The 13,309-nt window shown below is 59.3% G+C and carries 10 protein-coding genes; all 10 read left to right on the plus strand.

Annotated features, from left to right (window positions below; translation table 11 throughout):
• Nucleotides 1-16: 16 nt before the first annotated feature.
• The 10 genes from rseP (at nucleotide 17) to HX792_RS02980 (ending at nucleotide 13,205) form a co-directional block, all read left to right on the plus strand.
• Nucleotides 17-1,369 carry a sigma E protease regulator RseP gene (rseP, locus tag HX792_RS02935; protein ID WP_176994693.1) on the plus strand — a complete coding sequence of 451 codons (1,353 nt, stop codon included), beginning with the start codon at nucleotides 17-19 and terminating at the stop codon, nucleotides 1,367-1,369.
• 74 nt (nucleotides 1,370-1,443) lie between these two features.
• Nucleotides 1,444-3,831: an outer membrane protein assembly factor BamA gene (bamA, locus tag HX792_RS02940; protein WP_176994694.1), complete on the plus strand. Its 2,388-nt coding sequence runs from the start codon at nucleotides 1,444-1,446 to the stop codon at nucleotides 3,829-3,831.
• Between the two features lie 45 nt (nucleotides 3,832-3,876).
• Nucleotides 3,877-4,380: an OmpH family outer membrane protein gene (locus HX792_RS02945; protein ID WP_003172279.1), complete on the plus strand. Its 504-nt coding sequence runs from the start codon at nucleotides 3,877-3,879 to the stop codon at nucleotides 4,378-4,380.
• Nucleotides 4,381-4,383: 3 nt separating this feature from the next.
• A complete protein-coding gene (gene lpxD, locus HX792_RS02950; protein WP_176994695.1) occupies nucleotides 4,384-5,439 on the plus strand; it encodes a UDP-3-O-(3-hydroxymyristoyl)glucosamine N-acyltransferase in 1,056 nt (351 codons plus the stop codon).
• A 110-nt stretch (nucleotides 5,440-5,549) separates the two neighbouring features.
• A complete protein-coding gene (gene fabZ / locus HX792_RS02955; protein WP_003172281.1) occupies nucleotides 5,550-5,990 on the plus strand; it encodes a 3-hydroxyacyl-ACP dehydratase FabZ in 441 nt (146 codons plus the stop codon).
• Nucleotides 5,987-6,763 (plus strand): acyl-ACP--UDP-N-acetylglucosamine O-acyltransferase, encoded by a 777-nt coding sequence (lpxA, locus tag HX792_RS02960; protein WP_176994696.1) that lies wholly within the window; start codon nucleotides 5,987-5,989, stop codon nucleotides 6,761-6,763. Before fabZ ends, lpxA begins: the two co-directional genes overlap by 4 nt.
• A gap of 2 nt (nucleotides 6,764-6,765) precedes the next feature.
• Nucleotides 6,766-7,905, plus strand: coding sequence for a lipid-A-disaccharide synthase (gene lpxB / locus HX792_RS02965; protein ID WP_176994697.1), 1,140 nt, complete (start codon nucleotides 6,766-6,768; stop codon nucleotides 7,903-7,905).
• A complete protein-coding gene (gene rnhB / locus HX792_RS02970) occupies nucleotides 7,902-8,534 on the plus strand; it encodes a ribonuclease HII (protein WP_176994698.1) in 633 nt (210 codons plus the stop codon). The genes lpxB and rnhB overlap by 4 nt, the downstream gene beginning before the upstream one ends.
• Before the next feature lie 73 nt (nucleotides 8,535-8,607).
• A complete protein-coding gene (gene dnaE, locus HX792_RS02975; RefSeq protein WP_176994699.1) occupies nucleotides 8,608-12,129 on the plus strand; it encodes a DNA polymerase III subunit alpha in 3,522 nt (1,173 codons plus the stop codon).
• Between the two features lie 128 nt (nucleotides 12,130-12,257).
• Entirely contained in the window at nucleotides 12,258-13,205 is a 948-nt protein-coding gene (locus HX792_RS02980; protein WP_016974415.1) for an acetyl-CoA carboxylase carboxyltransferase subunit alpha, read from the plus strand.
• Nucleotides 13,206-13,309 lie beyond the last annotated feature (104 nt).

Consider the following 13,309-nt stretch of genomic DNA (forward strand, 5'->3'; position numbering starts at 1 on the left):
AATGCGGAGAAATTAGATGAGTGCGCTCTACATGATTGTCGGCACCCTGGTTGCTCTGGGTGTGTTGGTTACCTTCCACGAATTCGGCCACTTTTGGGTGGCGCGTCGTTGCGGCGTCAAGGTATTGCGCTTTTCCGTCGGTTTCGGCATGCCGCTGGTACGCTGGCACGACCGCCATGGCACCGAGTTCGTCATTGCGGCTATTCCGCTCGGCGGCTACGTCAAGATGCTCGATGAGCGTGAAGGCGAAGTGCCGGCTGATCAACTTGACCAGTCCTTCAATCGCAAGACCGTTCGTCAGCGCATTGCCATTGTTGCCGCGGGCCCGATTGCCAACTTCCTGTTGGCGATGGTGTTCTTCTGGGTCTTGGCCATGCTGGGCAGCCAGCAGGTGCGTCCGGTTATCGGTGCGGTCGAGGCAGATAGCATGGCGGCCAAGGCCGGCCTGGCTGCTGGGCAAGAAATTGTTTCCATTGATGGCGAACCCACCACCGGTTGGGGCGCGGTCAACCTGCAGTTGGTTCGTCGCCTGGGCGAAAGCGGTACCGTTAATGTGGTGGTGCGCGAACAAGATTCCACCACTGAAACGCCACGTGAGCTGGCCCTCGATCATTGGCTCAAGGGTGCCGATGAGCCGGACCCGATCAAATCCCTGGGTATTCGCCCGTGGCGCCCTGCGTTGCCGCCAGTACTTGCCGAGCTGGACCCGAAAGGTCCGGCCCAGGCTGCCGGCCTGAAAACCGGTGATCGCCTGCTGGCGCTCGATGGTCAGTCGGTGGGTGACTGGCAGCAGGTGGTCGATCTGGTGCGTGTACGCCCTGATACCAAAATTGTGCTGAAAGTTGAGCGCGATGGTGCTCAAATCGACGTCCCTGTGACCTTGTCGGCGCGGGGCGAAGCCAAGGCGGCCGGGGGCTACCTGGGTGCTGGCGTCAAGGGCGTAGAGTGGCCGCCGTCGATGGTGCGCGAGGTCAGCTTCGGGCCTTTGGCAGCGATTGGCGAGGGTGCGAAACGCACTTGGACCATGAGTGTACTGACCCTCGAATCCCTCAAGAAAATGTTGTTCGGCGAGCTCTCGGTAAAAAACTTGAGTGGACCGATAACCATTGCTAAAGTGGCGGGCGCTTCTGCCCAGTCGGGTGTCGCAGATTTCCTGAATTTCCTGGCTTATCTGAGTATTAGCCTGGGGGTTTTGAATTTGCTGCCCATTCCAGTATTGGATGGGGGGCATCTGTTGTTTTATCTGGTCGAGTGGGTGCGTGGTCGCCCCTTGTCGGATCGGGTGCAGGGTTGGGGGATACAGATCGGTATCAGTTTGGTGGTCGGGGTGATGTTGTTAGCTCTGGTCAACGATCTGGGACGACTGTAACGCTTCGCTGAATTGCGAATCTGCCGCATTTTGCGGCAGTTTGTTTATTGCCAGTTGGAATAAGAAAGGACTTCATGAAACGTCTGCTGCTAACTGCGGTTCTCACCGTATTGATGATCGCCGAAGTTCACGCCGAGTCCTTCACTATCTCCGATATTCGCGTCAACGGCCTCCAGCGGGTTTCCGCAGGTAGCGTCTTTGGTGCCTTGCCGTTGAACGTCGGGGAACAGGCTGATGACCGTCGCCTGGTGGAATCCACTCGTGCGCTGTTCAAAACCGGGTTCTTTCAAGATATCCAACTGGGTCGCGAAGGCAACGTCCTGGTCATCACCGTCGTCGAGCGACCTTCCGTCGCCAGTATCGAGATCGAGGGTAACAAGGCGATCTCTACTGAAGACCTGATGAAGGGCCTCAAGCAATCCGGCCTGGCCGAAGGCGAGATCTTCCAGCGCGCCACACTCGAGGGTGTGCGTAACGAACTGCAACGCCAGTACGTTGCCCAGGGCCGCTATTCCGCGACCGTGGAAACGGAAGTGATCCCGCAGCCTCGTAACCGTGTCGGCCTGAAGGTCAACATCAACGAAGGCACCGTGGCCGCCATTCAGCACATCAACGTGGTGGGCAACACCAAGTTCTCTGATGACGACCTGATCGACCTGTTCGAACTCAAGACCACCAACTGGTTGTCGTTCTTCAAGAACGATGACAAGTACGCCCGTGAAAAGCTGTCCGGTGACCTGGAGCGCCTGCGTTCCTACTACCTGGACCGTGGCTATATCAACATGGATATCGCTTCGACCCAGGTGTCCATCACTCCGGACAAAAAGCACGTCTACATCACAGTCAACGTCAACGAAGGTGAGAAGTACACCGTTCGTGATGTGAAGCTCAGCGGTGACCTGAAAGTCCCTGAAGACCAGGTCAAGGCCCTGCTGCTGGTGCAGAAGAACCAAGTGTTCTCGCGCAAGCTGATGACCACCACTTCCGAACTGATCACCCGCCGCCTCGGTAACGAAGGCTACACCTTCGCCAACGTCAACGGCGTACCGACCCCGCATGATGATGACCACACCGTGGACATCACCTTCGTTGTCGATCCAGGCAAGCGTGCCTACGTGAACCGTATCAACTTCCGTGGCAACACCAAGTCTGCGGACGAAGTGCTGCGCCGTGAAATGCGCCAGATGGAAGGTGGCTGGGCGTCGACTTACCTGATCGACCAGTCCAAGACCCGTCTTGAGCGCCTGGGCTTCTTCAAGGAAGTCAACGTTGAGACCCCGGCTGTACCGGGTGTGGATGACCAGGTTGACGTGAACTACGCCGTAGAAGAGCAAGCGTCGGGTTCGATCACCGCCAGCGTCGGCTTTGCACAGAGTGCCGGCCTGATCCTCGGTGGTTCGATTACCCAGAACAACTTCCTCGGTACCGGTAATAAGGTTTCCATCGGCCTGACCCGAAGCGAATACCAGAGCCGCTATAACTTCGGTTATGTCGACCCCTACTGGACTGCTGACGGTGTGAGCCTGGGCTACAACGCCTTCTATCGCACCACCGACTACAAAGACCTCGACGTTGACGTTGCAAGCTATGCGATCGACAGCCTGGGTGCCGGTGTCAACATCGGTTATCCGATCAGCGAAACCTCGCGTTTGACGTTCGGCCTGACCGCGCAACAGGATGAGATCAAGACTGGTGTGTACACCGTGGACGAGATCTTCAACTTCGTGCGTACCGAAGGTGACAAGTTCCTGAACTTCAAGGCATCGGCCGGTTGGTCCGAGTCGACCCTGAACAAAGGCGTACTGGCGACCCGTGGCCACTCCCAGAGCCTGACTTTGGAAGCCACCACGCCGGGCAGCGACCTGTCGTTCTTCAAGCTCGACTACCGTGGCCAGTTGTTCCAGCCACTGAGCGATAACTACACCATGCGCCTGCACACCGAATTGGGTTATGGCGATGGTTATGGTTCGACTCATGGTCTACCGTTCTACGAGAACTACTACGCAGGTGGCTTTAACTCTGTACGTGGTTTCAAGGACAGCACCCTCGGCCCGCGTGGTACTCCGAGCCGTGGTGTTGGCGTAACCGGCAACAATGGCACAGTGGCTGACTCGGACAACGACCCGCTGCCGTTCGGTGGCAACGTGTTGATCCAGGGTGGTGCGGAAATTCTGTTCCCGCTGCCATTCGTCAAGGATCAGCGTTCGCTGCGGACCTCGGTATTCTGGGACGTGGGTAACGTGTTCGACTCCAAGTGCGACCAGATCACCAACCCGAGTGGCGTGAAGTCTCAGACTCAGTGCAACGATATCAGTCTGAGTAACCTCGCCAGTTCCGTGGGTGTGGGTGTGACGTGGGTGACTGCGCTCGGCCCGTTGAGCTTTGCTCTGGCCATGCCGATCAAGAAACCGGATAACGCTGAAACCCAGATTTTCCAATTCTCCCTCGGCCAGACGTTCTAAGCGTCTGACCCAAGATAACGACAACGGATTCTGTAGGAGTACATCGTGCGTAAGTTGACTCAATTGGTTCTGCTGGCAACTGTGCTGGTAACCACCCCGGCCTTCGCCGAAATGAAAATCGCCGTCCTGAACTATCAGATGGCTCTGCTGGAGTCGGACGCGGCCAAGAAATACGCCGTGGATGCCGAGAAGAAGTTCGGTCCGCAACTGACCAAGCTCAAGACGCTGGAAAGCAGCGCCAAGGGTATCCAGGATCGTCTGGTTGCCGGTGGTGACAAGATGCAGCAAGGCGAGCGCGAGCGTCTGGAGCTTGAGTTCAAGCAAAAGGCCCGTGACTATCAGTTCCAGTCCAAAGAGCTGAACGAAGCCAAGGCTGTTGCCGACCGTGAAATGCTGAAACAGCTGAAGCCGAAACTCGACAGTGCTGTGGAAGAAGTCATCAAGAAAGGTGCCTTTGACCTGGTGTTCGAGCGTGGCGCTGTGATCGACGTCAAGCCTCAATACGACATCACCCGTCAGGTGATCGAGCGCATGAACCAGCTGAAGTAAGCCATGACCGCGACTATCAAGCTCGGCGAGTTGGCCGAGTTCCTGGGGGCCACCTTGCGTGGCTCCAAGGAGAAAGAAATCACTGGGCTAGCCACCTTGCAGGAGGCTGGCCCAGCTCAGTTGAGCTTCCTCGCAAATCCTCAATACCGTAAATACCTGGTTGATAGCCAAGCCGCAGCCGTGTTGCTGAAGGCCGCCGACGCCGAAGGGTTTACGGGGGATGCATTGGTGGTAGCTGACCCGTACCTGGCTTATGCACGGGCGTCGCACCTGTTCGATCCAAAACCCAAGGCCGCAGCCGGGATTCATCCGTCTGCGGTGATCGCCGATGATGCCCAGGTTGATCCTGCGGCAAGCATTGGCGCCTTTGCGGTGATCGAAAGTGGCGCGCGCATTGCGGCCGGGGTAACGGTGGGTGCGCATTGCTTTATCGGCGCCCGCTGCACCATTGGTGCCGATGGCTGGTTGGCGCCCCGTGTGACCCTGTATCACGATGTACGTATCGGTGAGCGCGTGGTCATCCAGTCGGGTGCTGTGATCGGTGGCGAGGGCTTCGGCTTCGCCAATTCGAAAGGCATTTGGAACAAGATCGCCCAGGTGGGCGGTGTATTGATCGGCGATGACGTGGAAATCGGCGTCAACACCGCTGTCGATCGCGGGGCCCTGGCCGATACCGTGCTGGGCAATGGCGTGAAGCTCGACAACCAGATTCAGATCGCCCACAACGTACAGGTCGGCGATCACACCGCCATGGCCGCGTGCGTAGGTATTTCCGGCAGCACCAAGATCGGCAAGCATTGCATGCTCGCCGGTGGCGTTGGGCTGGTGGGGCATATCGAAGTGTGCGACAACGTTTTCATTACCGGCATGACCATGGTCACCCACTCGATTACCGAGCCCGGGGCCTACTCATCCGGAACCGCCATGCAGCCCGCCGCTGAATGGCGCAAGAGTGCAGCGCGCTTGAGGCAGCTCGACGACATGGCTCGACGTCTCAAACAGCTGGAAAAGCGTGTTGGAGACGTGACCCCTGGCGGTAATGCTTCATCAGAAGGCTGATACCATTTCCATATCAAGTGTGCACAGCCGCTAGACTGCCTCCTTGATTTGCTAGCGGGGCGTGCTTTAGTTCGCCCGCCCCCAATCTTTATTACAGGCTTCCCCCCGAAATGATGGACATCAACGAGATTCGCGAATACCTGCCTCACCGTTACCCGTTCCTGCTGGTGGACCGCGTAGTGGACCTCAATGTCGAGGAAAAGCGCATTCGTGCCTACAAGAATGTCAGCATCAACGAACCGTTCTTCAATGGTCACTTTCCTGCGCATCCAATCATGCCAGGCGTGCTGATCATCGAAGCGATGGCCCAGGCTGCCGGTATCCTTGGTTTCAAAATGCTCGACCTCAAGCCTGCCGACGGCACGCTTTACTATTTCGTGGGCTCCGACAAGCTGCGTTTCCGCAACCCGGTCACGCCGGGTGACCAGTTGATCCTGGAAGCCAAGTTCATCAGCTGCAAGCGCCAGATCTGGAAGTTCGAGTGCCAGGCCTCGGTCGACGGCAAGCCAGTGTGCTCCGCTGAGATCATCTGCGCGGAACGCAAACTATGAGTTTGATTGACCCTCGCGCAATCATCGATCCGTCGGCCGTACTGGCCGCCGACGTTGAGGTCGGCCCTTGGTCGATCATCGGCGCAGGTGTGGAAATCGGCGAGGGGACAGTCATCGGGCCGCACGTGATCCTCAAAGGTCCGACCCGCATTGGCAAACACAATCGCATCTACCAGTTCTCCTCGGTAGGCGAAGACACCCCGGACATGAAGTACAAGGGTGAAGAAACACGCCTGGTAATCGGTGATCACAACATCATCCGTGAAGGCGTGACCATTCACCGTGGCACCGTGCAGGATCGTGCCGAGACCACGCTGGGCGACCACAACCTGGTCATGGCCTATGCGCACATCGGCCACGACAGCGTGATCGGCAACCACTGCATCCTGGTCAACAACACCGCCCTGGCGGGCCATGTGCACGTTGATGATTGGGCGATCCTGTCCGGTTTCACCCTGGTGCATCAGTACTGCCATATCGGCGCCCACAGCTTTTCCGGCATGGGCACCGCCATCGGCAAGGATGTGCCGGCGTTTGTCACGGTATTCGGCAACCCGGCTGAAGCGCGCAGCATGAACTTCGAAGGCATGCGCCGTCGTGGTTTCAGCGAAGATGCGATTCACGCCCTGCGTCGTGCCTACAAGGTGGTCTACCGCCAGGGGCTGACTGTTGACCAGGCGTTGGCCGAACTGGCCGAGCCGGCAGCACAGTTCCCGGAAGTCGCCGTGTTCCGCGACTCGATCCAGGCGTCGACTCGCGGCATCACCCGCTGATCATGGCCAATCTGCGTATCGCGTTGGTGGCCGGAGAAGCTTCCGGCGATATTCTGGGTGCAGGTTTGATGCGGGCCCTCAAGGCCCAGCATCCTGCGGTGGAGTTCATTGGCGTGGGTGGCCCGCTGATGGAGGCCGAAGGCCTCACTTCCTACTTTCCCATGGAGCGTTTGTCGGTCATGGGGTTGGTGGAAGTGCTGGGCCGGCTGCGTGAGCTGCTCGCCCGCCGCAAGCTGCTGATCCAGACGCTCATCGAAGAAAAGCCCGACGTCTTTATCGGAATCGACGCGCCGGACTTCACTCTTAATATCGAACTCAAGTTGCGTCAGGCCGGGATCAAGACCGTGCATTACGTCAGTCCGTCAGTGTGGGCGTGGCGGCAGAAGCGCGTGCTGAAGATCCGTGAAGGCTGCGACCTGATGCTGACCCTGCTGCCGTTTGAGGCCAGGTTCTACGAAGAAAAGGGCGTACCGGTGCGGTTTGTTGGCCACACCCTGGCCGACGCCATTCCGCTGCAAGCCGACCGCGTGGCTGCCCGTGCCGAGTTGGGTTTGCCTGACGGCCCGTTGGTCGCATTGATGCCGGGCAGTCGCGGCGGTGAAGTCGGTCGGCTGGGGGCGCTGTTTTTTGATGCTGCCGAGCGTTTGATGGCCTTGAAGCCCGGGGTACGTTTTGTGCTGCCGTGCGCCAGCCCGCAACGCCGGGCACAGATCGAAACACTGCTGGAAGGCCGCAACCTGCCGTTGACCTTGCTCGACGGTCAGTCGCACCTGGCGTTGGCGGCCTGCGATGCGGTGTTGATCGCCTCCGGTACCGCCACCCTGGAAGCCTTGCTGTACAAGCGCCCGATGGTCGTGGCCTATCGTCTGGCGCCGCTGACCTACTGGATTCTCAAGCGCATGGTCAAAAGCCCTTACATCTCCTTGCCCAACCTGCTGGCCCAGCGCCTGCTGGTGCCGGAGTTGTTACAGGACGATGCGACGCCGCAAGCCCTGGCGCAAACCCTCTTCCCGCTGATCGAGGGTGGCGAAGAGCAAACCCGTGGCTTTGACGAGATTCACCGCACCCTTCGCCGTGATGCGTCGAACCAGGCGGCGGATGCCGTGCTGACCTTGATCGGCCACAAACAGGAAGCCCTATGACGACGCAAATGGGTCTGGATTTCAGTCTGGTTGCCGAAGCCCATGAATTGGTGGCCGGCGTTGACGAAGTAGGGCGCGGCCCGTTGTGCGGTGCTGTCGTCACGGCCGCGGTGATTCTTGATCCGAACCGCCCGATCCTCGGTCTCAACGACTCGAAAAAGCTCACTGAGGCCCGCCGCGAAAAGCTTTTCGACGAGATCTGCGAGAAAGCCCTGAGCTGGCATATCGCCCGAGCCGAGGTCGAGGAAATCGACGAGTTGAACATCCTCCATGCCACCATGCTCGCGATGCAGCGCGCGGTGGAAGGCCTGCACGTCACGCCAAAACTGGCGATGATCGACGGCAACCGTTGCCCCAAGCTGGCCATGCCAGCTGAAGCGGTGGTGAAGGGGGACAGTAAGGTGCCAGCCATTGCCGCCGCCTCGATCCTGGCCAAGGTCAGCCGTGACCGTGAAATGGCGGCTTTCGAATTGATCTACCCCGGCTACGGCATGGGTGGGCATAAAGGCTACCCGACGCCCGTTCATCTGGAAGCCCTGGCTCGCCTGGGGCCCACGCCGATCCACCGCCGCTCGTTCGCCCCGGTGCGCCAGGCTTACGAGGCGCGGGAGAGCCTCAGCGAGGTTTAGTCGCGAGGCTGATGTTTTTGCCAAGGCCCGGTACAATCCGGGCCTTGTTGTTTTCCACGTATAAGAGATCACTATGCCGGCTTCATTCGTTCACCTACGCCTGCACACTGAATACTCCCTGGTCGACGGCCTGGTACGGATCAAACCGCTGGTCAAAACCCTGGTGGGCATGAACATGCCTGCGGTCGCGGTGACCGATCAGAACAATATGTGTTCCCTGGTCAAGTTCTACAAGAACGCCATGGGCGCTGGCATCAAGCCGATCTGCGGCGCCGACTTGTGGCTCTCCAACAAAGACCCGGATAACCCCTTGAGCCGCATTAGCCTGCTGGCGATGAATGGCGTGGGTTACCGCAACCTCACCGAGCTGATTTCCCGCGGCTTTATCGACGGCCAGCGCAATGGCTCGATCATCATCGAGCGCGAGTGGGTCGCCGAGGCCAGCGAAGGCCTGATCATGCTGTCGGCCGCTAAAGAGGGTGAGATCGGTATCGCGCTGCTGGGCGGCAATCCCCAGGAAGCCGAAGTGCTGGCCAGCGAGTGGATGCAGGTCTTCCCCGACCGTTTCTACCTGGAAGTCCAGCGCACCAACCGCCCCAACGATGAAGAGCACCTGCACGCAGCTGTGGCTCTGGCCGACAAGCTGGGCGCGCCACTGGTGGCCACCAACGACGTGCGCTTTATCAAGAAGGAAGACTTCGAGGCCCACGAAACTCGCGTGTGTATCGGCGAAGGCCGGGCCCTGGATGACCCGCGTCGTTCGAAGAATTACAGCGAAGAGCAGTACCTCAAAAGCGCCGATGAAATGGCCGAGCTGTTCAGCGACCTGCCCGAGGCGCTGGAAAACTCCGTCGAAATCGCCAAACGCTGCAATATCGAAGTGAAGCTGGGCAAGCACTTCCTGCCCAACTTCCCGATTCCCGATGGCATGACCATCGATGAGTATTTCCGCAAAGTGTCGTTTGATGGTCTGGAAGAGCGGCTCGCGGTCCTCCTGCCCAAGGACACCACCGAAGACTACGACGCCAAGCGCCAGGTGTATGTCGACCGGCTGAATTTCGAGCTGGATATCATCATCCAGATGGGGTTCCCCGGTTACTTCCTGATCGTGATGGACTTTATCCAGTGGGCCAAGAACAACGGCGTGCCTGTGGGGCCTGGCCGGGGGTCAGGTGCTGGCTCGCTGGTAGCCTATGTGCAGAAGATCACCGACCTCGACCCGCTGGAATATGACCTGCTGTTCGAACGGTTCCTGAACCCGGAACGGGTTTCCATGCCCGACTTCGACGTCGACTTCTGCATGGACGGTCGTGACCGCGTCATCGAATACGTGGCCGAGAAATACGGTCGCAACGCGGTCAGCCAGATCATCACCTTCGGCTCCATGGCGGCCAAGGCGGTAATCCGTGACGTGGCGCGGGTGCAGGGCAAGTCCTACGGCCTGGCGGATCGCCTGTCGAAGATGATCCCGTTCGAAGTCGGCATGACCCTGGAAAAGGCCTTTGAGCAGGAAGAGATCCTGCGTGACTTCATCAAGGTCGATGAAGAAGCCGCCGAAATCTGGGATATGGCCCGCAAGCTCGAAGGCGTGGTGCGTAACGTTGGCAAGCACGCCGGTGGTGTGGTTATCGCCCCGACCAAGCTCACAGACTTTTCGCCGATCTATTGCGACGAAGAAGGCGACGGCCTGGTAACCCAGTTCGACAAGGATGACGTGGAGGCGGCCGGCCTGGTGAAGTTCGACTTCCTCGGCCTGCGAACCCTGACGATCATCGACTGGGCGCTCAAGACCATCAACCGCGACCGCGCCAAGGTGGGCGAGGAGCCGCTGGACATCGCGTTCATCCCGCTGGACGACAAGCCGACCTACACCCTGCTGCAAAAAGCCGAAACCACGGCGGTGTTCCAGCTTGAATCCCGCGGCATGAAGGAGCTGATCAAGAAGCTCAAGCCCGACTGCCTGGAAGACTTGATCGCACTGGTGGCGCTGTTCCGTCCGGGCCCGTTGCAATCGGGCATGGTGGATGACTTCATCAACCGTAAGCACGGCCGCGCCGAGTTGGCGTACCCGCACTCCGACTACCAGTACGAAGGCCTCAAGCCTGTATTGGCACCGACCTACGGCATCATCCTGTACCAGGAACAGGTGATGCAGATCGCCCAGGTGATGGCCGGTTACACACTCGGCGGCGCGGACATGTTGCGTCGAGCCATGGGTAAGAAAAAACCCGAGGAAATGGCCAAGCAGCGTGGCGGTTTCATTGAGGGTTGCGCCACCAACAATATTGACGCGGACCTGGCCGGTAACATCTTCGACCTGGTAGAGAAGTTCGCGGGTTACGGCTTCAACAAATCCCACTCCGCCGCCTACGGCCTGGTGTCGTACCAGACCGCCTGGCTGAAAGCTCACTACCCGGCGCCGTTCATGGCTGCGGTACTGTCGGCGGATATGCACAACACCGACAAGGTCGTGACCTTGATCGAGGAAGTGCGCACCATGAAGCTGCGCCTCGACGCGCCGGACGTGAACGCCTCGGAGTTCAAGTTCACGGTGAACGACGAAGGCCGCATCATCTATGGCCTGGGCGCGATCAAGGGTGTGGGTGAAGGTCCGGTGGAAGCGATCACCGAGGCGCGTCAGGACGGGCCGTTCAAGGACCTGTTCGACTTCTGCGCGCGGGTTGACCTCAAGCGCATCAACAAGCGAACCCTCGATGGCCTGATCCGCAGCGGTGCACTCGACCGTCTTGGCCCGTATTTCCATGATGAGCCCAAGGCCTACCAGGCGAACATCGACCGTAACCGCGCGGTGCTGTTGACCGCCATGGAAGAAGCGATCAAGGCCGCCGAGCAAACCGCGCGCACCCACGACAGTGGTCACGCCGACCTGTTTGGCGGGCTGTTCGTCGAGGAAGATGCCGATGTGTACGGTAACCACCGCAAGGCCAAGGAGCTGACCCTCAAGGAGCGCCTCAAGGGTGAAAAAGACACCTTGGGCCTGTACCTCACCGGTCACCCGATTGACGAGTACGAAGGCGAGATCCGCCGCTTCGCCCGTCAACGCATCATCGACCTCAAGCCTGCTCGGGATACCCAGACCGTTGCCGGCATGATCATCGCCCTGCGGGTAATGAAGAACAAAAAGGGCGACAAGATGGGCTTCATCACCCTTGACGACCGCTCGGGCCGTATCGAAGCCTCGCTGTTTGCCGACGCGTTCCACTCCGCCCAGTCGCTGCTGCAGACCGACGCCATGGTGGTGGTGGAAGGGGAGGTCAGCAACGATGACTTCTCCGGCGGCCTGCGCCTGCGGATCAAGCGGGTGATGAGCATGGAAGATGCCCGCACCAACCTGGCTGAAAGCCTGCGCTTGAAGGTGAAAACTGAAGCGCTCAAGGGCGATCAGCTACGCTGGTTGGGTGACCTGCTCAAACGCCACCGTGGTGCGTGCCCGGTGACCATGGAGTACACCGGCAGCGACGCCAAGGCCATGTTGCAGTTTGGCGAGACCTGGCGAATTGATCCCGCCGATGGCTTGATTCAAGCTTTGCGTGACCAGTTCGGGCGAGACAACGTCTTCCTCCAATACCGTTGACGGTCAGGGCACCTGATCTCGACTGAACATTTAATCTCGACCTAAACGCGCCTCTCCCTTAAGGTAGGGCGCGAATAGACAACCGGCTGGCCAGGCACTCCCTGGCCGTCGACCCAAGACGGACGCTTATGAACCCGAATTTTCTTGATTTCGAACAGCCGATCGCTGACCTGCAAGCCAAGATCGAAGAGCTGCGCCTGGTCGGCAATGACAATTCGCTGAATATCGGCGATGAAATCTCCCGCCTGCAAGACAAGAGCAAGACGCTCACCGAAGACATCTTCGGCAAGCTGACCAGCTGGCAGATCGCGCGCCTGGCCCGCCACCCGCGCCGTCCGTACACCCTGGACTACATCCAGCACATCTTCACCGAGTTCGACGAACTGCACGGCGACCGTCACTTCTCTGACGACGCGGCCATCGTGGGCGGTATCGCTCGCCTGGACGACCAGCCGGTGATGGTGATCGGTCACCAGAAAGGCCGTGAAGTGCGTGAGAAAGTGCGCCGCAACTTCGGTATGCCGCGTCCGGAAGGTTACCGTAAAGCCTGCCGCCTGATGGAAATGGCTGAACGTTTCAAGATGCCGATCCTGACCTTCATCGACACCCCGGGTGCTTACCCAGGTATCGACGCCGAAGAACGCAACCAGAGCGAAGCCATCGCCTGGAACCTGCGCGTCATGGCCCGCCTGAAAACCCCGATCATCGCCACCGTGATTGGTGAAGGTGGTTCCGGTGGTGCACTGGCCATTGGCGTGTGCGACCAACTGAACATGCTGCAATACTCGACCTACGCGGTGATCTCGCCTGAAGGTTGCGCCTCGATTCTGTGGAAAACCGCAGAAAAGGCACCGGACGCTGCGGAAGCCATGGGCATCACCGCTGATCGCCTCAAAGGCCTGGGTATCGTGGACAAGGTTATCGCCGAGCCCTTGGGCGGCGCCCACCGCGACCCGGCTGCCGCGTCTGCCACCATTCGTGCTGAGCTGGCTTCGCAATTGGCGATGCTCAAGAAGCTGGATAACGAAGCGTTGCTGGCCCGTCGCTACGAGCGCCTGATGAGCTACGGTCTCTAAGACCCACGCAATACCCAATGTGGGAGCCGGCTTGTGTGGGAGCTGGCTTGCCTGCGATAGCGTCACCTCGGTGCAACTGCATAACCGAGGCGCCTGCATCGCGG

The organism is Pseudomonas sp. B6002, assembly GCF_013385985.1.
Lineage (GTDB): Bacteria > Pseudomonadota > Gammaproteobacteria > Pseudomonadales > Pseudomonadaceae > Aquipseudomonas.